A 26187-nucleotide genomic window follows, 5' to 3' on the forward strand; every position below is an offset into this window, starting at 1 on the left:
TTACGATCGACAGCCGACAAAGACTGTCAGGCTGCTGCGAGACGACTGCTCGAAATCAGGCAATCCGAGACGGATCGCTGACAGCTTTGATGGGGACTGTAGGCTACGGCTCAACGGAACCTCATCCAACTCCAGCAGCAACGGGCTCGGAATCAGATCCCCTGGCTGCGGCGGCACGCCGTCCCGCGCCCCTTGCACGAAGCTGCTGAATTGCCCGCCCTTCTCCGCAGCACAACGCTGGCCATAGAGATTGGTTGCGACCGCAAAGGCTTGCGGCAACGGCGCAATGGCACCGGCAAGTTGCTGGAGAGGTGCTTGAATGTTGACGGTACCATTGAGTGCCTGATTTCCAGAGTCGGCATTGATCACGCTTGCAGGGTCAGCCAACAGGACCCCAGCAACGATGGAAATCGCTCCGCCCTTCCCCTGAGTTGCCTGGGCAAGAATTTGGCTATTCTGAAGAACCACAAATTGTGGGTCAATCGTGATGTTACCACCACCACCCGTTCCAGCAGTTACCGAGGTGGTGATCTGGCTACTACGAAGGCGCACCAGATTCGGCGCAGTGAGGGTAATATTGCCGCCAGACGCTTCAGCCGCCGAGGTCGTCACCATACTATTCGCGATAGAGATACTACCACCTGAATTAAGAGTGATATCGCCGGCCTTTCCATCCCCAGTTGAGGAGGTGTTTATCGTGGAATGATCAGCCAGAACTATATTAGTTCCGGCGATTACAATGTTTCCTCCACTTGCTGCTGGATAAAGTTGACTGACACCTTGAGGGGAAGGAGCTATCCTATCGAGACCGGTTGTGGTTGCTTCCAGACTCGAGTTATTTGCGAATAATAAATTGTTGCCACGTATAGATATTCTTCCACCACCGCCTATACCTGCATGACTCACTGCCGCGTGTCCCGCATCGAAGACGACAGAATCGCCCTTTACACTGATGGAACCTGCAAATCCAAAACTATTATCAGAAGGGCCACTGCTCGATATCTTACTGTCATTCAGGACTTGAATGGTTTTGGCACCGACACCGTCTTCGACACCTGAAATAGTGATTGTGCCGGCAGCTCCTCCGCCATTCAACGGATCTGAGCCGGAATTCTTTGTGCTGATGACAGAATCATCAAAGACAACAATATCCCTAGCACGAATATCGATGTCACCCGCACTGCCGAGTGATCCACCGTCCGCAGATATCTTTGTCGCCCTAAAGGATAAAGTGGGGGCGGCAATGAGGATATTGTCTGGTGAAAAATGTGCCGAATGAATACTAGCGTGTTCAACAGCAGCCACGATGTCTCCTGCTGTCAGGGAAATAGACTCGCCAGCTTTCAATACGATGCCTTTGTGATCGGAAACATTTGCAGTGAATCCGAAGTCATTTTGAATCAGGTTCTGGCCACCGCTCCGGATGGTTCTTGCCGCCTCCAGCCTTATAGACCCTTGATTCGTCAGTACCTGGCTATTCGACATATCTATGTCGATTGCTTGAATACTGATCTGTCCGCCCTGTCTACCTCCCCCAACATCAAGAAACCATCCCTCGGTATCAAGCACGGTTTGGTTCCGCAGTAAGACATGATTTGAAAAGGAGTCGGTTCCCCCCAAACCTTGGACACGTATGTGCCCAGCACGATTCATATTCGGCCCTGGTACGTTGTACCCATCAGTAACAATCTGGGCGTGATCCAGCGCCACTTCGTTTGAACTAATGGTAACATCCCCCTGATTGTTCGTATAAATCGTTCTTCCTGAACTTCCCCCAGCACTTCCTTTCAACGAGACCGAGGCAGCAACAAGGTCGACTATTCCGCCTTTGCAGCAAGTCATAACAGTAAAAGTAGAGTCAAACTGACTAGAGGCGGTCGTAATTGCTTCAAGGCTTGCATTTTCCGACACTAACTGCCCTCCACGAACAAAAACCTGGCCAGCATCGCCTTTGCTAGAACTCGTTCTCAAGATCGCCCCTTCTGTGAGTTGAATCGTACCTTGTTTGGACACGTTGGCGAGACCAAGAGATGGCGTCTCACCTAGCTGATCGGGAATTACCTCGCCGGCTCCTGCCACACTCGCCAGGTCTAGCTGTCCACCCGGTGCGAAAACAGTTCGTCCAATTATCGAAATATCCCCGCCTATCAGCGAAATCGCCTTTCCTTCACCAACGGCAAGCGGCGATCCGGCTTGCACGGTAATGGGACCTGCCAAGCGCTCACCTAAAAATCCAAACGCCGTCACTGGTGCGCTCGTCAGTTGGCTTGTTTTGCCCAAATCCGCATAGAAGCGATCATTGCCGCTGCCAAGCCGCAAATAGTCGGCCGTGCTGAAATGCACCGAACCGCCGACATTCAGCGAGGCCGAGGGGCCAAAGACGATGCCGGCCGGATTAATCAGCCACAAGGCCGCCGTTCCAAACCCCGCCGTCTGAATGTTCCCATAGATGTTCGAGGTCTGGCCCCCCGTCACCCGACTCAGAATATTCGTCGTCGCAAGTCCGGAGTCATTTTGAAACAGAGCGCGGTCATGCGTGCCGACACTGAAGTCGCCAAAGCTATGGAAAAGGTTCGTGCCATTGCCCGGTCTCGTGCCGCCGGTAATGTTGTACGTCGGCACTGGCGCATTGGGGCTAAGGGCCACATTGGTGTTCAGCCCGGAAGACGTAATTGACGTGGTTTGCCCCTCGCTGCCCGTCACGGAGAACAAACTCATCATCACCGTCAGAACAAAAACTGCTCGAAATATTCCTGGGCTCCCGTCCATGGGAACTCCCCTTTCTCACTGAAGAAGCATGCGACACGGGATCATGCCCTGCGGTTCACACCACATGGCAACCCGTCATATCCTACTTGCCTCCCGTTCCCGCGCCGCAGCTTGCGTTGACGCTGCTCCTTGGCTTCCGATGGCAGATGGCGCGCCTCCCAACACCCGGCACGCCCTATTCAGAGGCCGACTTCTACCTCAGGTCTCCTGCAATTTGACAGAGCAATCCTTGTACCTCAGAAGAGCAGAGTCAGCAGGGCAAAGTACACCGGTTACACGGACGATTGCGGACTTTTCCGAGAGAAGAGCGGGAGCGACTGAGGGCAAGATGCTACAGATGAGGAATAATGCTCTGAGGCAGGAAGGGACAGGCCATTCCTGTGGATTTGGCTAACGATTCATCACCTCCTACCGCCAAGGATTATTCGTAGTGGCATTTTTTCGGTTTGGTAATTGCCGACGTTCAAAGGAAACGATCTTTAGAACCTCCCTAGTAACTTGGAGACAAGGTGTCTTCTTTAGAATTGACTCTGGTGTGGGCCTTGTATCCAGCTAGTCTTTACACAACGTATGAAAACCCATGAATCAATATCAGGCATATACCCATTCAGATTTGATACGGCTACGGAGTGGCCTGCTGCCGGTTTCAAAGACACCGAGTGAGGGATATGAAGGAAAGCGGAGGTGGGAATGGAACGACGCACACGAGAGCGTGTAGGCTGGAGGCGGTGAAACTCGGTCGAGAACGAGGCGTGACGGTGGCACAAGCGGCTCGGGATTTAACCGTGGAGGCCACCATGGTACGCCGATCGGTATGGGAGTGTGCAGCCGATGCGCAGCAGGCTTCCTCGGCCAGGGACAAATCAGCTGGAGATCGAACGCCTCCGTCGTGAGGTCACCAAGCTCAAAGCCGAGCGGAACAATCTAAAAAGGCCGCAGCCTACTTCGCGAGGGTGCCGCCGTGACGTGCGGCTTCATCGTGAAGCACCGGGGAGCTGTCAGCGCCGATGCTATAAGTCCTACGATCACCGAACTGAAAAGTCCTCTGAACACCGATCACAATGTCCCTTCACCGATTATCCAAGCGGAGGAGGGACGGATGCTGCGAAGGGAGGACTTCATGGTGATTGATGCCTTGGCACAACGGGGCCTCTATGTGTGTGACATCGCGAAACAGGTCGGCGTGCATCCCCGGACCATCCGCCGGGCGCTCGCCCGTGGTGGAGCGCCGGCTCCACGGCCCAGCCGGCGGAGCAGTCGGCTGGATCCCTATCGGGCCGACATCGACCGGCTGTTAGCTGAGGGGGTCTGGAACGCCGTGGTGATCTTTCGGGAGTTGCAGACCAAGGGCTATCCGGGCCGGCTCTCGATCCTCCGGGACTATATCCGACCGAAGCGAGTGCTGCGCGTCCGCCGGGCGACCGTACGGTTTGAGACGGCTCCGGGGCGGCAGCTGCAGAGCGATTGGGCCGAGCACCGGACGCGGATTGCCGGAGCGGAGACCACGGTCCACGTGATCGTCAACACGCTGGGATTCTCGCGGCGGTTCCATTTTTGGTGCACAGACGGCGCGGATGCGGAACATACCTATGACGGGCTGATCCGGAGCTTCGACTGGTTCGGCGGCGTCCCGGGGGAGGTCCTGGTGGATAATCAGAAGGCAGCGGTCCTGGAGCATCCCGTGGGCGGGCCCGTCCGGTTCCATCCGAGGTTTGTGGATCTCGCGGGCCACTATGGGTTTGTGCCGCGCGCCTGTCGGCCTGCACGGGCGCAGACCAAGGGCAAAGATGAGCGGATGGTCGGCTACGTCAAGCACCACTTCTTCGTGCGCTACCGCGCCTTCGAGAGCTGGGCCCATCTCAATCAGCTCGCCGAACAGTGGCTGCGGGAGGAGGCCGACCAACGGCGACATGGGACGGTCCAGGAGATTGTCGCCGACCGGTTTGCCCGCGAGGCCTCGACGCTGCGACCCTTGCCAGCCACACGTTACGACACGGCCTACCGAGAAATCCGGCAGGTCAGCTGGGACGCCTACATCGACGTCCGCGGCCGCCGCTACAGCGTGCCCGCCCACTTGGCCGGCCGCCCGGTCCAGATCCGGCTCACGCTCGACGGGGAGTTGGCCGTCTACGAGGGGGAGCACCTTGTGGCGAGCCATCGCGTGGTCCCCGGGGAGCGGGACTGGGTCACGGTCCCGGCGCATCATGCCGCCCTGTGGGCGAACATCTTCGAGGTTGAACGGCGTCCCTTGGCCGTCTACGAGGAGGTGGCGCCATGATGGAACTGAGTGTGCTCCTCGAACGCTTGAAGATGGAGCATCTGCTCACCCAGCTCGACGGCGTCTGTGAGCAGGCGGCCAAGGGCGATCTCGACTATCAAGGGTTCCTGGCCCAGGCGCTGGAAGCGGAATGGCGGGGGCGGCACCAGCGCGGGATCGACAGTCGCCTGCGGCTCGCCCGGTTCCCGTGGATCAAAACCCTCGACCAGTTCGACTTCGAGTTTCAGCCCTCACTCGACCGCAAAGTCGTGCGCGAGTTGGCGGGGGTGAGCTTTGTCGAACGCACCGAGAACGTGGTCCTCTTGGGGCCACCCGGCGTGGGCAAAACCCATCTCGCCATTGCCCTGGGGATCAAAGCCGTGGAAGCGGGCTACTCAGTGCTCTTCCCGACCTTCGAGAGTCTGATGGGCCGGTTAGTCCAGGCGCGGCACGAGAACCGACTGGAGCGGACGCTCCAACAGCTCGCCTACCCTCGGCTGCTGATCCTTGATGAATTGGGCTACCTGCCGCTCACGCGGGAAGAAGCCAGTCTCTTCTTCCGGCTCCTGGTTCGCCGCTACGAGCGAGGCAGCCTGATGGTGACCAGCAATAAGAGCTTTGCGGATTGGGGGGAGGTCTTCAACGATCACGTGCTCGCCACCGCGATCCTGGACCGGCTCCTGCATCACGCGACCACGTTGAACATCAAAGGCGAGAGTTATCGGCTGCGGGAGAAGAAGAAGGCCGGGCTCTTCGGCCGACGGCCACCCACCGAGCCGGGAGAGGTGACGACCGATGGGGCGATTTGAGTCAGTGGACTGGACAATCTCAACGGTGAAAAGTGGACATCTCACATCGGTGATTTGCGGACAACCAGCTTCGGTCTTGACAGGAGCTGGCCGACGATGTGGCGATACGAGGCGCTCGGTGTCTCGCGAGGTGGGTTCTCTGCATGGCTGACGCGGCCACGCAGTCAGCGCGTATATCGCGACGAGATGTGGGGCGACAAGATTCTGGCGAGTTTCCTGCAGAATCCCCGGACCTACGGCACGAGACATGTGCGCCACGACCTCCTGGCCGAGGGAGATGGATGCGGCATGCCTCGGATCGAGCAGCTGATGCGGCGACAGGCCTGGCGGGCGCATTCCAGACAGCGTCAGATGCCTGTCGATGCCGGCCCGCAATCGCCGCGCGCGGTGACACCGAATGTGCGCAATCGTCAGGTTGACGCCACGGCTCCAAACCGGGTGACTGACTTCACGTCTCACCTGAACGGCCGAAGGGAGGCTCTCCCTCGCGGCGGTCGTGGATCGCTTCCCCCGACGAGTGGCGGCTGGTCCATGAATGCGACGATGACGGCCCAATGAGTCACCCATGCGTTGGTAATGGCGATCTGGCGGCAAGGCAAACCGGAGGCCGTGTTGCATCACTCCGATGGGGCAGCCGTACACCAGCGAGCCGTTCCAACAATTGCTGGCCGACCCAGGTCTGGCTTTCACACTTTTTCACAGAAGAATCCGAAGAGTTCCTCACCATCACGATCCGTTCTCGTGACTCCCATTCCTGACTTGGCAACAGACGTAATCTACTTTTATCCAATGCATTGCTCCCGACAGCATCGTTCAGCGCGGCTTCTAAAACTCCACACTCTCGCGCTCTGCATCTGTTCATCCGACGACACACTCGCACCGGCGTTGTGCTTGCCGGGAACACTCCCGTTCTTAAGCGGAGACGACTCCCGCATGGTTGTGTTCTCCGGCGCCAGATATGCTGTTTTGTCCAAGTCCAGTGAGAATTCCGCCTTTGTCGCCTGCTTCAGAGACATGGCTGCCCCTATGACTCCTGCTGTTGCCTCCACCACCGCCACATGACATAGACCGGCGGAATGACAAACAACGTGAGCAGCATGGCGGAAAAAACCCCGCCAACTTGAGGCGCTGCGATGCGTTTCATCACATCGGCGCCAGTTCCAGTCGCCCACATCACAGGGATCAACCCAATCACATCCACAAGGCCGATCATCATCATGGGTCGAATCCGCTCCACCGCGCCGAATTGCACCGTCTCAATCACATCCTGAAGTGTCGTCAGTCGACCGGCCGCTTTGCGTCGCGAGCAGGCCTCATCCAGATAGGCCAACATGACGGCACTGGTCTCCGCCGCCGTCCCTACGACGGTGATAAGTCCTACCCACACCGCGATGCTCATGTTGTACCCTAGAAGCGACAGATACCAGATCGCGCCCACGAGGGAGAGCGGGACCCCAACCATGACCATGCAGGTTTGTGCGACCGACCGGAAGGCGAAATAGAATGTGACGAAAATGAAGATGAGCGTCAGCGGGACGACTAGCTTCAGCCGTTCTTTCACACGTTCCATAAATTCATACTGGCCTGACCAGACGATCGTATAGCCAGCCGGCAACACCACCTTTTCGGCCACAACTCTTTTGAGATCTTCCACATAGCCGCCGACATCTCGCCCTGCCATGTCGAGGAAGACGTATCCCGCAAGAATCCCATTTTCGTCCCGAATCATGGGAGGACCATGGACGAATCGAAGCGTCGCAAGCTGGGCGAGCGGCACTTGCGTACCAGTCGGCGTATCAACGAACACCCGCTCCAGCTTTTCCGGATCATCCCGCAATTCACGGAAATAGCGAACGTTGATGGGATAACGTTCTCGCCCCTCAATGGTCGTGGCAATATTTTCACCCCCGATGGCGGTCTCGATGATCTTTCCAACATCCATCAGTTTAAAGCCATAGCGCGCGATTTCCTCACGGTTGATCTCGAAATCGAGGAAGTATCCCCCGGATACACGCTCTGCATACGCACTCCTAGTCCCGGGTACGTCCTTGAGAACCATCTCCAGATGCTCGCCGATCTTTTCGATCTGCTTCAGATCCGGACCAAAGACCTTGATTCCGACCGGCGTCCGAATCCCGGTCGTCAGCATGTCGATCCGCGCCTTGATTGGCATCGTCCACGCGTTTGTCACCCCAGGAATCTGAAGCGCGCGGTCCATCTCATCCACGAGTCCCTCATAGCTCAACCCTGGTCGCCATTGATCCTTCGATTTCAGCGCCACCACCACTTCCATCATGCTGAAGGGTGCGGAGTCGGTGGATGTTTCCGCTCGTCCAGCTTTACCAAAGACCTGTTCCACCTCCGGAAAGGAGCGCAGCTTTTGATCCATGATTTGAAGTAGCCGGCTAGCCTCCGTCACCGACAAGCCCGGCAAGGTGGTCGGCATATAGAGGATCGTGCCTTCATATAAAGGCGGCATAAACTCGGAGCCCATTTGCTGGTAGACCGGCACGATACTGGCCATCAATACGATCGCACTCATCACGACCGCTTTTCGATAGTGCAACGCCGCGCCCAACATCGGGGCATAGAGCCGTTGCAGCGAGCGGGTGACAGGATGCTTCAGTTCCGGAAAGATCTTCCCTCGAATAAACGTCGGTAAGCAGGCAGGGACTAAGGTGATGGCCAGTACGGCACACATCACAATGGCCAGGTTGTTCGTCCAAGCCAGCGGCTTGAACATGCGACCTTCTTGCGCTTCAAGCGCAAAGACAGGGATGAATGAGATGGCAATGACGAGCACAGACGCAAAAATGGGTGGGCCGACTTCCTTGGCGGAATCGATCAGGACTTGGAGCCGGTCGCCAACCTTCCCATCCCGCTCCCATTCCTCAAGGCGCTTGTGTGCATTGTCCACCATCACGATGGCGGCATCGACCATATCGCCGATCGCCACGATGATACCGCCCAGAGACATGATGTTCATGCCGATGTTCATGAGATAGATCGGGATGAACGAGATCAGGACGGCGAGTGGAAGTGTCAGGATGGGGACGACTGCCGAACGCACATGGAGTAAGAACGCCAGGATCAAGACGCCGGTGACGATGAGTTCTTCCATCAAACTCTCGTTGGCAGTAGCGATTGACTCACGAATCAAATCGCTCCGGTCGTAGGTGCTGACCACTTTCACGCCTTTCGGCATAGAAGGTTCTAGCTCTTTGAGCTTGGCCTTGACCCGTTCGATGACAGTCAACGCATTCTCGCCGAACCGCATGACAACGATGCCGCCTGCCACCTCACCTTGGCCATTGAGTTCTGCCAGCCCCCGCCGCATGTCAGGCCCGAGCCGGATCGTTGCAACATCACGTAATAAAATCGGTGTCCCATTTTCGTTGACTGCCACGGCAATCTTCTCGATGTCCTCGACGTTCTTGATATAGCCGCGCCCGCGGACCACATATTCGATTCCAGAAAATTCTACGACACGGCCCCCCACGTCGTTATTGCTCTGGCGAATCGTTTCGACAATGGCAGGAAGTGACAGTCGATAGGCAGAGACCTTCGTAGGATCGAGGTTGACCTGGTACTGCCTGACAAATCCGCCAACACTGGCCACCTCGGCCACGCCTTCCACAGCTCGAACCCAATACTGCAGATACCAATCCTGGAAACTGCGAAGAGCGGCGAGATCGTGCTGACCGGATTCATCAATCAACGCATACTGAAAGACCCAGCCAACACCGGTCGCGTCGGGCCCCAACTGGGGCATGACACCTTCTGGCATCCGGCCAGAGAGTTGATTCAACCGTTCGAGAATGCGCGACCTGGCCCAATAGATATCCGTACCATCTTTGAAAAGAATGTAGACGTAGGAATAGCCAAAGTCCGAAAACCCTCGAACGACGGTGACGTTGGGTGCGGACAAGAGCGCCGTAACAATCGGATAGGTGATTTGGTCCTCGACCAAATCTGGAGACCGTCCCGGCCAGGTGGTGTACACGATCACCTGTGTATCGGAAATATCAGGCAGGGCATCAATAGGGGTCTGACGCATTGCCCAGAGGCCTACTGCTGAGAAGGAAAAGACCAGTAAGAAAACAATGAAACGATTTCTCGCGCTAAATTCGATGATCTGTTCAATCATGGAGGGCTTAATCCTTCATCTTCATGCCCGGCATGCCGCCCATGCCTTCGACCACTGACTTAAGCCGGCTTTCGCTATCGATCAGAAAGTTCGCCGAAGTCACAATGTGTTCCCCTTCTTTCAACCCTTCCAACACCTCAGACCATTCCCCCGTCTTCACGCCTGTCTTGATAACACGCGGTTCGAGTCGGCCCTCACCGAGATGAAGAAACACAACCTGCTTCTGACCTGACTCGATGATGGCTTCTTGAGGAATCGCGAGACGCTTGCCTAGTTCAACCCGAAACTCCACGTTCGCGTACATATCCGGTTTCAGCTTTTCATCGCGATTATCGAGTTCAAAGCGAACTTTGGCGGTACGAGTTTTTGGGTCAAGTGTGGGATAGATGAATCCCACCTTTCCCTTCAGGACGGTTCCCGGATCGTAGGAGAGCTTCACAGCCGCCTGTTGCCCGATCTTCACGAAGGACAACTCATATTCGTAGATATCCGCCAAGACCCACAGGTGGGAGAGATCTGCAATGGTATAGAGTTCTTCGCCTGGATCGACATGGGCACCGGCCAGCGCTTCTTTTCTGATGACCGTCCCTGTGATGGGCGAATGGATCGGAAGCGCTTTCATGACTTTGCCGGTATGTTCGAGCTCTCGAAGATGGTCCTCCGTGATATCCCACAATTGGAAACGACGCTTAGTGGCCTCAAGCAGATCCCGAGAACCGCGCGCGACCTCGGGAAACTCGCTGGCCCCCAGTTGCTTCTGTCCTTGCAACGCGAGGAGGTATTCTTCCTGACTTGCGACCAGGTCGGGACTGTAGATCGTAAAGAGCTGTTGTCCTCTCTTCACATGATCGCCCAGCGCGCTCACAAACAGCTCTTCAATCCAGCCGTGAAACTTGATGGTGACTTTCGCCAGCTTTCGTTCGTCGACCGCGACCCGCCCGACGGTCCGAATCAGCTTCTCCAACGGCCGTCTGACGACTGGTTGGTACTTCACCCCGATCATCTGCAGACGCTCGATCGGGATTGTCACGATGCCCGGCAACACCGAGGTAACTGCCGCCGCTTCAGGTCTGGGGTTTGACTCAGACTCCTCACTCTTTGGCGTGGCCTGGGGTGCCATCCCCGGCATGTTCGACATTGCGTCTTGTTTCGAATCCGCGGACGGAACCAACGCCGGGCGCCACCAGAGCAAAGCGAGTGAGGACATCACGAGGGCTAGCAACACGCCTGATCCAATAAGACTGCGACGAGTCATGATCCCGACTTCCTTTCCAGTAAGCCGCCGATCAATGGGCGGCCTGTCACGGCCTCAAGTCGTGCGAGCGCTTTCTCGTGGTTCACCATCTCCCCATGCAGTTCAAGCTGGCTGTCCTGAAGAGTCAACAGGCTATTGAGCAGCGTCAGAAAGTCTACCTTGCCCACCCCATAGCCGGCTTGGGCAGCCTGAAGCGCCAAGGTGGCTTGCGGAATAATCGCGTCACGTAAAATGGTGATCAAGCGCTCAGCCCGCTGCGCTTGCACAAACCCATCTTTGACTTGAAACAACAGGTCTTGGCGGGTCGCCGCGAACTCCTCACGCGCGCCTTCAAGGCCAGCCATTGCCTCACGCACGCCTTGTTTCTGCTTGGTCTCGTAGAACAGCGGAATCTTGATCCCCACCATAACTTGATAGCCGTTGTCGTTGATCCGGTCGTTTCGAAGTCCCAAAGCCGTGATATCAAAATCCGGGTAATACTGCCGCTTGGCGAGCGAGACCGATCGCTCGGAGCGATCGATGCCCTTGGCCGTCGCCAGGAGCGCGGGCGAAAATGCGTCGGCGCGTTCACTGAGTTCCTGCAAGGGAATGGTCAGAATCGTGGTGTGAATTTCGTCTGGTGTTCCAAGGGGGCCCGCAGGTGGACGATTGACCAGACGGTTGATCGCGGCATGGAGGCTTTCTTTTTGTTGATCTAACACCGCCAGCCGGTCCAAGACCCGTGAAATCTCGAGTTGAGCTCTGAAGACATCCTGTTGGGCGGCTTGTCCAACGCTGTACCGAGCTTTGGCAGTCTTCTCGAACTGCAGCAACAGCGCTTTATTCCGTTCGACAATCTCGATGCTTTTATGCACGAAATGCAGGGTGAAGTACCCCTCCTTCAAGGTTGCAACAAGTCTCAGCCGAGTGGCATTGAATTCCTGTTCCATCCGCTCGGCTTCACGTTGAGCGACCTCCCCTTTAAGACTCAGCTTACCGGGGAAGGGAATCTCCTGTCCGAATCCATACATGGCGCCTTGGAGTGGATCGGTCATCGGCATGCGTTGATATCCGAACTGGAGTCTCGGGTCGGGAAGCGCCTGGACTTGAGGCACCACAGCCTTGGCCGCCTCCCAACGTTGACGGGCTGCTTTGATTTCCGGATTCACGCCTTCCAGTTCTGCAATCAGGCTCGCGAGGTCGATGCGACGCTCACCCTGCGAACCGTGAACAGTGCTATTAGACGGAACATCCCCAGGATCTTCCTCGCCACGAACTGACCAGGGTGAGAGCACCACGATGAAAAAGAAGACAACTGGAAAAGACCAGACCGGATTTCTGGCGATTGATTGTGTCACGGCAGCACCTCCACAGTGCGTGAAAGAATAGGGGGGAATCGCTCGCTCAGCGAAAACAGCCGGGCGGCGACCGGAAGTACCGGAGGTATGGGATCAGATCCGGAGGACCGGGGAGGAGTCTATGGAGAGAGGCACAATTGAGCAGACGTTGCTCCGAGACCACTGCGTCGAGGTCGAGAAAACTGTGAGTACGGCAGCTGGACTGAGCAGGATCGTCGCATGAGCAACATCCATTGCGATGATGCTTGGCCTGAGCTGGCGCTCGGGAGACGAGGTGAGTGACGGCGGACACATGATCGTCCCCTCCATGGGGCAAGCCATGTGCTCTTCTACCAAGGTTGTGGTTTCTCCTGCCATCGACAGGTCCGGCAAGGTACACATCGAGCGCATCACCTGACAGAAGGTGAAGAACAGCAGCAAGGCGACATATTTCGTAGGCACTCGTCGGATCATACGAGCGACACTCTTCTTAGGATCTGCTCAAATGCAGGCATAGTTTCAAACAATTGCAGTGGGTCGTCAAGTCTGCCCAAGCTCGTATGGAAGGAAAGCACGGGTAGTGCCAGGAAAACTTCTATCGACACATCGTCTTAATATACTTGTCGTTTCAATAGGTTATACGGATCCTCCAACACAGTTCAGAATCTCAACGTATACTCGTTTTGAGGCATTTCTGGGCAACACAACATCTCCTGTCTGCGGTAAATCGCACCACGGCTTCCGTCTCCTGAGCCCGCTACTTGAGGCCCGTCTCCCAATTCCCTGAGTGTCTGAATGAACTCATTCCCCACCTGCGGAAGAGACTCGGCAACCGAACGTAGATGGGGCGATGATCTACGAAGCCTGCACATACGAATCATCCTGTTTCACATGACGAAGCCTTACTCACTACCCGCGATCTGGTCAGTTTATCTGTACTCTCCGTAGCCGCAGGCTGTTCATGACGGGGCTGACGGAGCTGAAGGCCATAGCTGCGCTCGCCAGTACGGGGCTTACCATCAGACCGGTGAACGGATACAACGCACCGGCCGCGACAGGGACGCCCACAACATTATAAATACACGCCAGAACAGATTCTGTTTCATCACCAGCATCGTCTTCCTGGCAAATCTGATCACGGAGGCGACGCCCTGCAGGTCACCGCGCATGAGCGTGACATCACTCGCTTCGATGACGATATCCGTGCCGCTCCCGATGGCCATTCCCACAGCGGCCTGTGCCAACGCCGGCGCATCATTGATACCATCTCCGACCATGGCGATCACCTCACCCGCCTCGCGCAGACGCCGGATCTCCGCCACCTTGCCCTCCGGCAACAGCCCCGCCACGACCCGGTCTACGCCAACCTGGCTCGCCACCGCCTACGCTGTACGCTCGAGATCGCCGCTCAACATTACGACAGTGAATCCCATGTGTTGAAGCTGCCGGATCGTCTCCCGCGACGTTGCCTTGACCGGGTCAGCCACCGCGATGAGTCCGGCCGGCTCGCCGTTGATGGCCACATACACCGGCGTCTTCCCTGCTCCGGCTCAGTCACTCTGGAATGGGGTGGTCGATCACAAGTCTTTTCTGTGGAGCTGTGCTTGATGCTCCTGACTCACTGGAAAGACAAGGGAGACGCGTTACCCGCGAGACTTACAGCCAGATGCAGGGGACACCACAACCCGGTAGGCATCAGAATGGTAAAACTGAGGCAAGGTGAACGAGAGGTCCCCGTCCACGAGCGGCAAGGCACGATCCAGCGTGACCACGGTCGAAGCGAGCGGTGCTGACCCCGTATCGGGAATCTGCTCGGCACAGAGATAGAGGCTACGTCCCTGCCCGAGTGAAAATGTTCGACCAGCATTTTTGAGGATCACGGTGGTATCGGCAGTCGAATACTCTTCGTATTTTCCCAACAACAACCGCAGGATGCCTGAGGTTGTATCGAAGGCCGCCAGGGCATGAAGTTTTGGACTGTCGGTCATCGTGTAAAGACGCACCCCTTCCATCTCCGCGTACGTCTTGTAAATGTGCCACCCCGGCCGCTTGGACTGCCGATCGACATACAGCAGACCATCCAGAGTGGGATTATCACAGGTATTTTCCACTCTGTCGCGGCTCGTGTCTTGAGGGTCCGGCCAACACGATCTCATCGCGCTGAGAATGTTGGCTCGCTCGTATGCCGCAAGAACGCCCACGGTATATCCTGCGATAGTCCACGTCTCTTGCCCCAGGATCTCATTCACAGAAATCGGCCTGGCCAGGCCTCGTTCCTTTAAGTAACTCCGTAAATCCTCCACGAGCCCGAGAGCATTGGACGGGTCGTCATATTCATGGTACGCCACGACGTCGGGAAACACATCGTGCTCCTGGCTCCATTCCAGGAACGGCTTCAGCAATCGATACCGGCTTACACTGGGCCCGACGATCTTCGCGCCTGGAATCCGGTATTTAATGCGCTGGTAGGCCAGCCGCCAGCCTTCTTTGAGTCGCTCGTTCTCATTGATCGGAAGCGCGGCTAAATCGGGCTCATTATAAATATCCCACAGAACAGACAGGTGACGATCCAACACCTGATCGATGACCCGATCCACATGCGCCAACCACGGTGCATAGGATCCATCGTGCCCTATGTGATTGATATCAAAAATTTGGAGGGGAAGATCCCTGAACACCAATCCAAGGGTCAGTTGAAACTCCGTCACCCCCGCCTGCTTGAGCCGATCGTAATTCTTCAGCACGTACCCGGCATTGCCGCGAAAACTGGTCGGCCTCAACGGAAGGATCAGTTCCATGCCCGGCTCAGTGGGCTCAATGCTCACCAGATACCCGTTCGCCCGATGATTCATCGGTCCCTGCTCAACAGCAACGTCGACCACGACCGTGCCGGCCTGACTCCCTGTGGCCCACAGCAGCACGAGCGCGTGGGCCACCGCCACCGCAAGGCGAACAACTCGAGATGTCCGATGCCGGATCATACCGCCTCATGAAGACATGCCTGAGAGATTGTGGTTGTACTGCGGGATACGAGTGAGGGTCAAGCTGAACAAGGTAGAATCAGGCTGCGGCGCAGAGCTCGCGCCAGCGGGGAACCCTGTCGAGAAGGTTTTCACGCACCAGGTAGCTCTGATCCAGGCTAAGCACCTTGCCAATGGCGGCGTCAGCGCTCGCGTGTGTTTCCGCTATGGCATTTCCAACGTGAACGGCCGTCAGTGCCTGAAACCCGGAAGCCTTGTAGTCTCCGGGATGTTGATGAAAGGCCACCGCCTCCACAATCCCGTCGCCGAGCCCCCAGATCCCTAACAAATAGGCGCCGACGTGGGCATGGTCTGCGCCGAAAATATCCCGCTCGGCGGCCCAGTCCGGCATCTGCTTGGCATGCATCAGCTCGATCACCCGCGCATAGTCGTCAGGTTTGTTCGCCACCAGCACCAGTACGCCCACGTCGTGCAATAGTGCGGCAGTAAAGGCTTCGTCGATCACCGGCTGACTTGCGCCGGCCTCCTTGGCGATCCGGCGCGCACAGGTTGCCGTCAGCATCGCATGCCGCCACAACTCCTCTAATGAAAATGCCGGCAATTTGGCCTGATCAAATTGCGCAAACACCTGACTGGAGAGCACGAGCGACTTAATCGTGTCAAAACCCAGAAGCGCCACTGCCTGCTCAGGATCAGACACATGGGTACGGAGACCGAAAAACGCGGAATTCACCAACTGGAGAATTTTGGTGACCATGCCGAGATCCTTCGCCACAATGCGCGAGGCTTTCTTCAGCGACGCCTGCGGCGCCTGCATCTCCTGCATCAAATCCTGATAAATTGAGGGCAGGCTCGGGAGCGACTTAATTTCACTGACCAGCGTCCTGAGCGCAGGATTGGCCAACACCACTCGCAATGCCTCGGCCTGCGCAATGGTCGATTTCAATGTCTCCACATCCACCGGCTTTTGCAAAAACCGATGCGCCACCGAGGCCGATCGCAAATAGTTCACCGGGCTCTGATCGCCGGACAGGACGATGCGGATCGTGTGCGGAGAGATCTTGCGCACTTCCGTCAGAAATTGAGCGCCGTCCATTCCCGGCATCGTCATGTCTGAAACGACGACATCACAGGGGGTCTCTCCCAAAGCGGCCAACGCGCTCTTGGCGGAGGGGAAAAACTCCATTGCCCATTCGGACTGCATGGGCGCCAAAATCCGTTGCAAGTGTTTGAGAATTTCCGGCGCATCGTCAACAAAACACACGCGGCGCATGGTCCCTCTCCTCCCGGCAGAATCCGTCTCTTCTCCTCATCGGTCGAGAGGCCGAGGACCTTAACTTATTTCCCGATACCCCAACCCCTGTCGTCATGACGGTGTGTCGTGTCTACAGCGGAAGCAGGCGGTGGTGGGCAGTCCCCTTGTGGATCCGGGAGGGGTTAGGCGAGACGCCGGGGCTAGTTGCGATCCAGATCCCAACTGACGATATCGGCATTCTTGCCGTCGCCGCCGGGAGTTCCATCGGCGCCGAACGAGATGATCTCAAATTCTGCGCCTTGCGGAGAGGGAACTGTGTATTTATAGGCAGTGCCCCAAGGATCGACCGGCACCTTCGCCAGATACCCACCCGCCTTCCAATTCGGCGCGGCTGGACCTGATGCGGGTCGTTCAACAAGCGCCTTCAGGCCCTGCTCGGTTGACGGCAGATTGCCGTTATCAAGCTTGTACAATTGAAGCGCGCTTTCAATGTTTGAAATTTGCGCCTTGGTGGCCGCCCGTTTGGCATCTTCCGTGCGCCCCATCACCCTGGGAATCAGAAGCGTCGCAAGGATAGCCAGGATCACGACAACGATCATCACCTCAATGAACGAAAATCCGTCAGGAACGCTCAGCCTCCTGACAGGTCCCGGACGCGCATCCCCAACTGATCCCCCGGGGCCTCGCCGGGAAGCCTTCGTATCATGGCGAAATCGCATACGTGCTGCTCCTTCTCTCAACCGATCACGGCGGTCCGCGCTCCGCACATCAGGACCGAGGTCGGATTGTAACAGGAACGTCGATGAGACTGTACTTGAATTCCCCGGTGTCATCTTCGTATCGTGGCTATCCGCCACATCTCGAAACGGTCATTCGACAGGAGATCACCGATTCAGGAACGGACGATCTGATACAGCATAATCCCAGGCTTGAGTTGGGCGCGAGGCAGCACGCTTTGATGCATGCGAAACGTCGGAAGCGAGGCTACCGGAGTCATGGCCTGCATGTGCACGCCAACCGTTCGACAACTATCTGCAACAGTCGGCGGGCCGACGATGAAGGCCACCGCCCCGGGCGACAGATGTCCGGCCAATTGCTGCACTCGGCGATTGATCGCCTCGGGCCGATCATAGAGATTGAACGGCGTCCATTCATATACAAGGTCGTACAACTCGTGGCTTTCCCATCCGGTTCCGCCTGCACGGGGCCGCATGCGCATCTGCGAGAGCCAGTCCAGTCGATGGGCGCGCGCCAGAAGGTTCCACCACATCTGCGCGTGGCGCTGGGCAAAGGCTGCCTGGTCATACAAGACCGTATACGCGCGCGGCCGGTCGATGCCGAGGCATGTCGTGATCGCACCATCAAATCCCGAGATCAGTACCTGCTCCGCACGGGCCACCATGGCAGCCAATAGCCGATCCTGTTCAATCAGATCTTGAAGGTAGTCGGCGACAAACGGCTGGGTCGCCAGTTCTCCAATTTCCTGTTCATCATCGGGATACAGCAGGACGGCGCCGAATGCCGCCTCCGGATCGACACGCGGCGGGGTCCCTTCGAACACCGATCTCCAATCAGCAGCGGGCAAAGAGACACCTGGCGCGGAGGGTCCGTCGACCTGTCCCCAGTTGTCCGGCAACGGAATCGTGTGCGTGGTGTTTCCATCGGTCAACTGGAGTTGACCTTCGCGGATCATCAATCCACGCCGGCACGGCGCCGCGCCTCTCTGGTCAAACGGTTGATAGGAGAGTCCCGCCGAATCGTCCCAACAGGTCGCTTTCAGCATCCGTTGCCCCTGAATCGTGACGCACAACTTCTGCGTTACATTCACATGTCTCCTCGGTGGATCCGGGACCGGCGCCCATGTCACCACGTGGGATCGAGGCGCATCCATAAATACCGGAAAGGGATCACCGCCGCCAGTCAGGCGCGGAGAAAAGAAGTTGCCGAACAGACGATACGCCGCTTCAGACGGATAGGTTGGGATACCGCGATATCGCAACGACCTCGGAGAGGATTGCCCACGATTCTGATCGTCATAGAGGCCGCGGATCAACTCAAACAGGGCGGATCCTGTGCCGGGTAGCAGCGAGAGAAACAACTCGACGACGGGCAAAAAATCGATGGCTTCCCAGTGCATGGCGCCCATGCAAGCCATAAACCGTTGGCTGTCGAAGGTTCCATCCGGCAGATGGTAGATCGCGTCTTTCCGGTGCCGGATCGTCGCGGTTCCCTTCGCATCAATGGTCATGTCCTGATCGCTGTAGAAAAACCGGACCTCATCCAGCGGGACCCGCATGGCCTGCGCCGCCATCCCACGAAGATCATCGGCTTTGAGCCGTTGCCATCCTGGCTTCCTGGACAGATCCAACGTCATCGTATTCACGAGCCCGCCGGGAATCAGACCAACCCACGCCCCCCAGTCCAGGTGTACGCGACTTCGAAGAAGACGCAGCCGGCCATTGACCGATTCCCACTCACATTCATGTAATGGGTACCCTTCCGGGTCCGTGGCCAGGATTCGACGACCATGACTTCCATACACAACCACCTGCCCTGCTGGCAGGCGAAGGAAAGAGGCTGCCGAGGCCGACAGGTCCGGCGCATCAGCAAGATTGGAAGGGAAGGTGAGCGTACCGGGGCGGCTCAGGATCTCCTGTAACGAGACATCAACGGGCATTTACTCGCGGATCTGCCCGCTCCCAAGCACCACAAATTTTGAACAGGTCAATTCCTCCAGCCCCATCGGCCCTCGCGCGTGAAGCCGGGATGTGCTAATGCCGATTTCAGCGCCCAGACCGAACTGGTACCCGTCATTGAGCCTCGTGGACGCGTTCACCAGAACCGCGCCGGCGTCGACTTCGCGCAAGAACCGCATCGCGCGGGAATAATCCTTTGTCACGATCGCTTCCGTATGACGGGAGCCGAATGCGGCAATATGCTCAAGCGCTTCATCCATGTGCTTGACCACCTTGACCGCGAGAATCAGATCGAGAAATTCGTGTCCAAAATCTGCGTCCACCGCCGGCTTGACCTCGGGACACAACTGGCAGGTCTTCGCGCAGCCGCGGACTTCCACCTTGGCAGCCGTGAGCTGCTTGACCAGGTGCGGAAGCCAGGTCCGCGCAATGCTGTGATGGACCAAGAGAGTCTCCATGGCATTGCAGGTTGAGGGACGCTGAACCTTGGCATTGATACAGATCTGTTCTGCCACCTTGGGGTCGGCATCCGCATCGACATAGGTATGACAGACGCCCTTATCATGTTTCAGCACCGGAATCGTGGCATGTTCGGCAATGGTCTTCATCAAGGAATCCCCGCCCCTGGGGATGATGAGGTCGATAGCCTGATCCTGCTTCAATAACAGCTGAACGATTTCACGCTCCGGACGGTCGACAAATGTGATCGCGCCGGCCGGCACACCGGCCTTTTCGGCTGACTCGCTCAAGACTTTGGCAATCGCCATGTTTGAGCGCAACGCCTCCGACCCTCCTCGCAGGAGACAGACATTTCCAGACTTGAGACAGAGGGCTGCCGAGTCCGCAGTCACATTAGGACGAGCTTCGTAAATGATCCCGATAACCCCGATAGGAACCCGCATCCGGCCGACCTGCATGCCATTCGGCCTGGTCCACATCTTGGGCATCTCGCCAAGCGGATCCGGCAAGCGGGCGACATCACGAATCCCTTCGGCCATATCACGAATACGCGCTGAGGTCAGTCGTAACCGGTCACCCAGCGCTTTGCGCTCAGGCGTGGCATCGAACTGCTCGAGATCCTTTTCGTTCTCGGCCAACAGCTCCGCCTCGTGCGCCTCAAGCCCCTCAGCCATGGCCTCTAACGCTTGGTTTTTCACAGCTGCCGAGAGGGTCGACAGCCGGCCGGCCGCGTTCTTGGCGCTGTGAACCAGGCCCTTCACATAATCTTCAGGGGAAAGTTCTTCAACGGGAGCATCCAGCTCCGGAGCCGGGGATTCGGTCAGGTCTTGTTCCATGTCGTGAATTCCTGCTGCCTGGCGATACGTGAGGCCATAGGCCAGCGTATCCGCCGATCAAGATGGTGAACGTAGGCGCGGCAAACTATAGCGAGATAGAATACTGTGGGGTTTGGAGTCGGGTCAAGGGTTACGGGGAGGTCCTGGCATCACGGGAGCGCTCTGTGGAGCGCCAGCCCCGGGAACTGCCCCCTGTGCACCGGGGTGGGTCGGCATGGTCCCGGGAGCCAGGCCCATCATGGGCGGCATCAGCAGAGATTGCGAGGAAGGATTGGGATGCTGGAACATCCAATCATGGTAGGTCTTGCGTCCTTCGAAATGGCGGACAGCCAGCGGAAAATCACGTTCCTTGATCGGTTTTACTTTGCTTTTGCTCCGCACCCCCATAATGCCTCCGGTGGGTGCGCGCATATACTCCCAATCACCGCCGCTGATCGGATCTTGATAGACTCTTCTCAAAAATGGTTTAGGCGTACGCGTCAATTCAGCGAGAGACTGGGGGTAGATTTCAGTGGTCATGATGCGCCCGATTTTCATCGAGGCGGAGTAGAGCGCCAGCGCGTTCTGAATTTCAATCCCCTTCGCCATGAGGTCGGCTTCTTTCTCGCGCTGCACCATCACCGTCCACTGGCGAGCCGCTGCAGAGACGGAAATGCCAATCAGGACGATCGAAAACATCAACGCCAGGTAGGTGATGCCGCGGGTATTTTGGAGATGGCCACGCAACCCCATCGCCCTCCTAGTTGGGTTGCCTCCCGGCGCCGGGGTCGTCCGTAACCGGAATGACCTGGGTAATTTTTGATCCCACATCCTGAAGCGTAATTTCCTTCAACGACACGTCCTTGACCAGGACCTCCCCGGAAATCACCTCTCCCGCCTGGACGACGTGCATCTCGTCATTTTTCACGACCACCGCCATATTCTTCTTTTTCTGCGCCCCTCCCCCCATCGCCATGAACCCGACATAGCGGTACTGATTGAGTTCGGTCGCAATCCGTAGCCGTTCGATTTCTTCAGGAGTCGGCCCCTTTGGCCCCTCCTCCACCACCGCTTCCTGCTCTTCTTCTGCGGGAGCCTGCTCCTGCGGCTCCTCGAGTGGCCCGGGTGCGGGAGGAGCGGCAGCCTTGGCAGGACCCCGTGAACGGCCTCGACGAGGAGCCGGAGGCGGAACCGCAACCGGCTCAATCTGGGGCAGCAGGCTGGCGAAAATGTTGCGCGGGGTCGAAAACATGGCTTCGCGTTGTCCCTTGATGGCAGCCAGACGGTCAAGATGAACCTGCACATTACCACCGGCAGCGGCTGGAGGCGCCTTGCTCGTGGCACGCTGTCCACTAACATGGGTCAATGGGACCCGTGCCTGTTCATTGGAATGGTCGAATTGCCAAATGAGCAACCCGATCCAGAAGACCACGAGGGTCAGCAACAGCAGCCCCTGATTTTTACTGACTCGATTCATGCGCGTTAGGGCGTCGGAGATTGCAGATGTTCTCCGCGTAAATACGTCGAAATTTTAATGTTAAAGGTGAGTTGCTGGTCCTGAATGTTGCCTGAGCGGACGAGGTTGAGATCCTCGATAAACAACAATTCCTGGGCCGATTCCAGGTTATAGAGGAAGCGGCGCAAATCCTCATACCGTCCGGTCACCGTCCCCTGCAACACCGCCTTGGTGGCGTCCGGAACCGACGTCTTCTCGGTCTTATAAGAGAGCGCGGGCAGTGTGACCTGATCGCGCTTGGCTTCTTCCGTCACACCGAGGGCGAGCGGCGCAAAATCACGAAACAACGGCAGGACAGCCCACACCCGCTGAAGATCCGCCTTCGCCTTCTTGGCTTCCCTGTGCCGATTCAATTGCTGCCGCGCCTTGACCGACTCGGCTTCGAGCCTCACTTGCTCTTCTTCCGCCGCTCCCAGCACCAGGGCGTGAATGCCGTAACTCATAATGAACAAAGCAGCGACGAAGGCCACCCAGGGAAGAATGGGCGCGTAGGGTTGACGCCACGTCAGTTGAAGCCGATCGAGTCCTGGAAACATCATTGATTACGATTCCGATACCGCAACGTGAGGTCGAACTCCACCAGGCCGTTCCCCATCACCCGGTGCTGCCCCAACACGGGATCCCGAAATTGGGGATGGTCTTGAAACATGACCGTCAAGGTGGTCACATCTTCCAGCGCTCTCGCAGATCCGGTGAGCATGATGGTGGCATTGGCCGGATCAAGCCGGATGCTATTGACGGCAATCCGCTGAGGAATCGCGCGCTCCAATTCCGTCAGGAACCGGGTCCATGAAAAATTCCGCTTCTCGATCAGGTGATTGGCAAACTCGATCTCCTTAGGCAGCAGTTGCAGCGCGGCTTCGGAAAGGTCCAGGCCTTCTTGCTGCGCTTCTTTGAGCAACTCTCTGTCCCGCTCCTGTACCTGCTGTAAGGCCGATTCTCGCGATTGAACGTCCTGCCACACCAGCCACGACTGCGAAATGTCCCAGAGTATGGCCACGCCGATCACTCCCGCCAATACCATGGTCAGCAATCGTGCCGGAGCCAGATACCAACGATAGCGGCTGCTCAGATTGATCGTGAACACACCGCTGCGGGCAGACGGCTGCCCGATACGCAAGACCACATCGCGAAGCACCGATGCCAGATTGTCCAACATCATGGCTTAGACAACCCCTGCAATCGCCGGCATCGCCGCGCTCGTCCGAGGCCCCGCGATCGGACCGCCGCCGAACTGTTGCACGCGCTCCCAATCCAACTCCTGCACGGGAACGCCCAATCCCTTCTCCAACTGCTGCCGCAACCCGGGTCCCATGGCTTCATCTGCAATCAGAATTGCCTGGCTGATCGCCAATTCCGGCGTCTGCTGCTGACAGGCATAAATGGAATCTGCGCACTCCTGCACAATCCGATTGATACCCAGCTGTTCCGACCCAGCCGGCCAGACCCCGCCCGAGCCCACTCCGCCCTGCAGCTTGGAGCGGAGAAAGACCAGGACTCCCTTGTGAAAGATCAACGCCGTGACTCCGCCGTCTGTCGCATTCACCCACAAGAAATCGGCAGTCGAGACGGCTGCGCGCCAGGCTCCATGAGACCACAGATTAAACAGGCGTAAACTCGCGACATCCACTTCCTGGGGGATGAGGCCGGCCGCTTCGCAGACGGCTTCATACTGCGCCAGCACAACCTCTTGGACGACTACCGCCAGCACAGTGCAGGGACCATCGCCGGACACGCCGGGCTCGGACAAGACTTGGGAAAAGACCTTGGCGCCGCTCAGTGACAGTAACTGCTCCTGCCCCAATCGCCAACGCACCAAGGCATCCCGCTCCTCGGAACTCCATGGAAGATCCTGCAGGCGAACGACCGCCAAACGCACGGCCAGGTCCGGCAAAATGACTGTCGCGGGGCGAGGCACTCCCGGAGTGGAAGAACGGCCAGGAGCCTGAGTGGTCGCCGAACCGGCGATTGCGCGGATGTGCGATTCCAATTCATGGGGGGACACCACGTTTTGCTCCAGCGGCGAGAGCCGCAGGATTCCATCAGGCAACGCAGAGACCACGCACTGATACCGTGGGCGCCCGCGCCAGTTCCGATGCACCTCCGCCCAGGCCAGATCGTGTGCTCCGATTTTCAGGCAATACTGCGGTCTGCTGGTGATCCAATCCCACATCGCCTATCGCTCTTCGCTGAAGGTCACGCGGTTAATTTCGCGCAGCGTCGTCTCCCCAGCCAGCACTTTTTTTACCGCGGACTGCCGGAGGGTAATCATCCCGTCGGTCACCGCGCGATACCGGATTTCCGACAATGCACGATCGGCCAGAATCATTTCCTTGATCTCGTCCGTCAGGTCTAAGAATTCGGTAATACACTTCCGGCCTCGATACCCGGTGTCGTGGCACTCGGAGCACCCTTTTCCTTCATAAAACGGCGAGGCCTTGAATTCGTCATAATCCAGGCCAGACTCCTCCGCCAGCGCCTGATCGAGAGTGACCTGATGGCGGCAGTCCGGGCAAATCACTCGAATCAACCGTTGCGCCAACACGCAGGTCAACGCCGCTAAGAAATTATAGGAGTCGATGCCCATCGAGGCGAACCGGCCGATCACATCGAACACGTTGTTGGCGTGCACTGTGGTCAACACCAAATGACCGGTGAGCGCGGATTGAATGGCGATCTGCGCGGTTTCAGCATCCCGGATTTCTCCGACCATGATTTTGTCGGGATCGTGGCGCAGAATGGACCGCAACCCGCGAGCAAATGTGAGGCCCTTTTTCTCATTCACCGGGATTTGCACCACGCCGGGCAGCTGATATTCCACCGGGTCTTCGATCGTAATCAGCTTGTCTTCCTGAATATTCATTTCGCTGATGGCGGCGTAGAGCGTCGTGGTCTTACCGCTTCCGGTCGGACCGGTCACGAGCACCATCCCGTAGGGTCGTGTAATCGCGCGCCGGAACCGTTTGAGATCTTCGGGGTTGAACCCCAGCCGATCCAGCCGCAATGTGGAGACGCCGGTCGTGATCGCCTCCCGGTCCAAAATTCTGATCACGACGGATTCACCGAAGACACTCGGGAGAATCGACACGCGGAAATCGACCGTTTTCCGGTCGAGGCGCATCCGGAAGCTCCCGTCCTGCGGCACCCGCCGCTCCGCAATATCGAGGTCGGACATGACCTTGAGGCGAGAGACCAGCGGCGGATGCAGTTTCACATCAAGCGGGTCCATGGCAGAGACGAGAATCCCGTCCACGCGAAATTTGACCGTGGTCGCACGATCCGTCGCTTCAATGTGAATATCACTCGCCCGCCGCTGCATGGCGCTCAACATGATCGTGTCGAGCAGCTTCACGACGGGGCTTTGGTCTTCACCGAAATGGTCCACCGTCAAGACTTCTTCGCCCCGTTCGTCTTCCTTGACCAGGACCGAGCGGTACTCCGCTTCCAGTTCGCGTAACGCCTGACTCGACCCTTCGCTCCGCTCCAGCGCGGCCTGAATGGCGTTCTTTGAACTCACCACATAGTGCAACGGACGATTGAGCAGAATTTCCAGTTCATCCAGCGCCAACAGGTTCTGGGGATCGGAAATCGCAATGGTTAAAACACCCGCCTCATCTTTCAGCGGCACAAACGGATGACGGCGCATCAATTTGACGGAAATGGTGTGATAGAACTCCGAATCCACACGGAAACCGGTGAGCGCGTCATACGGAAGGCCATACTGCGCAGCCAACGCCTGGGCCAACTGCGTCTCTGAAATGGTGCCGTCTTCAACAAGCGTCGGCCCCAAGGCGGTGGTACTGCCCCCGAGGCGAGCCACGACCTGGTCTACCGTACGGCGTGGCAGAATGCCTTCACGCACCAGCACATCGGCTAGTGACGGGCGAGTGAGATGACGTTGCATGGCCATAC

The 26187-nt window shown here is 57.5% G+C and carries 18 protein-coding genes and 1 pseudogene; 3 read left to right on the forward strand and 16 right to left on the reverse strand.

Going from position 1 to position 26187, the window contains the following annotated elements; genetic code table 11:
* Entirely contained in the window at positions 1-2769 is a 2769-nt protein-coding gene (locus GDA65_18145; GenBank protein MBA5864606.1) for a filamentous hemagglutinin N-terminal domain-containing protein, read from the reverse strand.
* A gap of 1099 nt (positions 2770-3868) precedes the next feature.
* Between GDA65_18145 and GDA65_18150 the strand changes: the two genes are divergently transcribed.
* From GDA65_18150 to GDA65_18160, 3 genes are all read left to right on the forward strand, one after another.
* Positions 3869-5047 carry an IS21 family transposase gene (locus tag GDA65_18150; GenBank protein MBA5864607.1) on the forward strand — a complete coding sequence of 393 codons (1179 nt, stop codon included), beginning with the start codon at positions 3869-3871 and terminating at the stop codon, positions 5045-5047.
* Complete coding sequence (locus GDA65_18155) at positions 5044-5835, forward strand: AAA family ATPase (protein ID MBA5864608.1); 792 nt, start codon at positions 5044-5046, stop codon at positions 5833-5835. Before GDA65_18150 ends, GDA65_18155 begins: the two co-directional genes overlap by 4 nt.
* Positions 5836-5931: 96 nt before the next feature.
* Entirely contained in the window at positions 5932-6393 is a 462-nt protein-coding gene (locus tag GDA65_18160; GenBank protein ID MBA5864609.1) for a hypothetical protein, read from the forward strand.
* A gap of 466 nt (positions 6394-6859) precedes the next feature.
* Here GDA65_18160 and GDA65_18165 read toward each other — a convergent pair whose 3' ends face one another.
* The 15 genes and pseudogenes from GDA65_18165 to GDA65_18235 all read right to left on the reverse strand — a co-directional run bounded on the left by GDA65_18165 (position 6860) and on the right by GDA65_18235 (position 26185).
* Entirely contained in the window at positions 6860-9982 is a 3123-nt protein-coding gene (locus GDA65_18165) for a CusA/CzcA family heavy metal efflux RND transporter (GenBank protein MBA5864610.1), read from the reverse strand.
* A gap of 7 nt (positions 9983-9989) precedes the next feature.
* The gene (locus GDA65_18170; GenBank protein ID MBA5864611.1) at positions 9990-11012 is read right to left on the reverse strand and encodes an efflux RND transporter periplasmic adaptor subunit; all 1023 of its coding nucleotides are present in this window, start codon (positions 11010-11012) and stop codon (positions 9990-9992) included.
* Between the two features lie 221 nt (positions 11013-11233).
* Positions 11234-12574 carry a TolC family protein gene (locus tag GDA65_18175; protein ID MBA5864612.1) on the reverse strand — a complete coding sequence of 447 codons (1341 nt, stop codon included), beginning with the start codon at positions 12572-12574 and terminating at the stop codon, positions 11234-11236.
* Positions 12575-13477: 903 nt separating this feature from the next.
* Positions 13478-14082 (reverse strand): annotated as a pseudogene (locus tag GDA65_18180) (HAD-IC family P-type ATPase).
* Positions 14083-14196: 114 nt separating this feature from the next.
* Complete coding sequence (locus tag GDA65_18185) at positions 14197-15534, reverse strand: hypothetical protein (protein ID MBA5864613.1); 1338 nt, start codon at positions 15532-15534, stop codon at positions 14197-14199.
* Between the two features lie 79 nt (positions 15535-15613).
* Positions 15614-16807: an HDOD domain-containing protein gene (locus tag GDA65_18190; GenBank protein MBA5864614.1), complete on the reverse strand. Its 1194-nt coding sequence runs from the start codon at positions 16805-16807 to the stop codon at positions 15614-15616.
* Between the two features lie 182 nt (positions 16808-16989).
* The gene (gspG, locus tag GDA65_18195) at positions 16990-17424 is read right to left on the reverse strand and encodes a type II secretion system protein GspG (GenBank protein ID MBA5864615.1); all 435 of its coding nucleotides are present in this window, start codon (positions 17422-17424) and stop codon (positions 16990-16992) included.
* 257 nt (positions 17425-17681) lie between these two features.
* A complete protein-coding gene (locus GDA65_18200; protein ID MBA5864616.1) occupies positions 17682-19466 on the reverse strand; it encodes a hypothetical protein in 1785 nt (594 codons plus the stop codon).
* A complete protein-coding gene (locus GDA65_18205; protein MBA5864617.1) occupies positions 19467-20780 on the reverse strand; it encodes a glutamate-5-semialdehyde dehydrogenase in 1314 nt (437 codons plus the stop codon).
* Between the two features lie 123 nt (positions 20781-20903).
* Positions 20904-21512 (reverse strand): hypothetical protein, encoded by a 609-nt coding sequence (locus GDA65_18210; GenBank protein ID MBA5864618.1) that lies wholly within the window; start codon positions 21510-21512, stop codon positions 20904-20906.
* 7 nt (positions 21513-21519) lie between these two features.
* Positions 21520-22236, reverse strand: coding sequence for a hypothetical protein (locus tag GDA65_18215; protein MBA5864619.1), 717 nt, complete (start codon positions 22234-22236; stop codon positions 21520-21522).
* A 5-nt stretch (positions 22237-22241) separates the two neighbouring features.
* Entirely contained in the window at positions 22242-22814 is a 573-nt protein-coding gene (gene pilO / locus GDA65_18220) for a type 4a pilus biogenesis protein PilO (GenBank protein MBA5864620.1), read from the reverse strand.
* Positions 22811-23437: a hypothetical protein gene (locus tag GDA65_18225; GenBank protein MBA5864621.1), complete on the reverse strand. Its 627-nt coding sequence runs from the start codon at positions 23435-23437 to the stop codon at positions 22811-22813. Before GDA65_18225 ends, pilO begins: the two co-directional genes overlap by 4 nt.
* Before the next feature lie 3 nt (positions 23438-23440).
* Positions 23441-24448, reverse strand: a complete 1008-nt coding sequence (locus GDA65_18230; GenBank protein MBA5864622.1) for a hypothetical protein — start codon at positions 24446-24448, stop codon at positions 23441-23443.
* A gap of 3 nt (positions 24449-24451) precedes the next feature.
* Complete coding sequence (locus tag GDA65_18235) at positions 24452-26185, reverse strand: pilus assembly protein PilB (GenBank protein ID MBA5864623.1); 1734 nt, start codon at positions 26183-26185, stop codon at positions 24452-24454.
* Positions 26186-26187: the final 2 nt, after the last annotated feature.

Origin of the sequence: Nitrospira sp. CR1.1, assembly GCA_014055465.1 — a bacterium.
In the GTDB taxonomy this organism is placed as follows: domain Bacteria; phylum Nitrospirota; class Nitrospiria; order Nitrospirales; family Nitrospiraceae; genus Nitrospira_A.

Excerpts from the sequence above, each read along its gene's own strand:
- GDA65_18225 (MBA5864621.1), bottom strand. The coding sequence starts at position 23,437 with ATGATGTTGGACAATCTGGCATCGGTGCTTCGCGATGTGGTCTTGCGT.
- GDA65_18215 (MBA5864619.1), bottom strand. The coding sequence starts at position 22,236 with ATGAATCGAGTCAGTAAAAATCAGGGGCTGCTGTTGCTGACCCTCGTG.
- GDA65_18230 (MBA5864622.1), bottom strand. The coding sequence starts at position 24,448 with ATGTGGGATTGGATCACCAGCAGACCGCAGTATTGCCTGAAAATCGGA.
- pilO (MBA5864620.1), bottom strand. The coding sequence starts at position 22,814 with ATGATGTTTCCAGGACTCGATCGGCTTCAACTGACGTGGCGTCAACCC.
- GDA65_18165 (MBA5864610.1), bottom strand. The coding sequence starts at position 9,982 with ATGATTGAACAGATCATCGAATTTAGCGCGAGAAATCGTTTCATTGTT.
- GDA65_18190 (MBA5864614.1), bottom strand. The coding sequence starts at position 16,807 with ATGCGCCGCGTGTGTTTTGTTGACGATGCGCCGGAAATTCTCAAACAC.
- GDA65_18145 (MBA5864606.1), bottom strand. The coding sequence starts at position 2,769 with ATGGACGGGAGCCCAGGAATATTTCGAGCAGTTTTTGTTCTGACGGTG.
- GDA65_18200 (MBA5864616.1), bottom strand. The coding sequence starts at position 19,466 with ATGCCCGTTGATGTCTCGTTACAGGAGATCCTGAGCCGCCCCGGTACG.
- GDA65_18210 (MBA5864618.1), bottom strand. The coding sequence starts at position 21,512 with ATGGGGTTGCGTGGCCATCTCCAAAATACCCGCGGCATCACCTACCTG.
- GDA65_18205 (MBA5864617.1), bottom strand. The coding sequence starts at position 20,780 with ATGGAACAAGACCTGACCGAATCCCCGGCTCCGGAGCTGGATGCTCCC.
- GDA65_18185 (MBA5864613.1), bottom strand. The coding sequence starts at position 15,534 with ATGATCCGGCATCGGACATCTCGAGTTGTTCGCCTTGCGGTGGCGGTG.
- GDA65_18160 (MBA5864609.1), top strand. The coding sequence starts at position 5,932 with ATGTGGCGATACGAGGCGCTCGGTGTCTCGCGAGGTGGGTTCTCTGCA.
- GDA65_18235 (MBA5864623.1), bottom strand. The coding sequence starts at position 26,185 with ATGGCCATGCAACGTCATCTCACTCGCCCGTCACTAGCCGATGTGCTG.
- GDA65_18155 (MBA5864608.1), top strand. The coding sequence starts at position 5,044 with ATGATGGAACTGAGTGTGCTCCTCGAACGCTTGAAGATGGAGCATCTG.
- GDA65_18150 (MBA5864607.1), top strand. The coding sequence starts at position 3,869 with ATGCTGCGAAGGGAGGACTTCATGGTGATTGATGCCTTGGCACAACGG.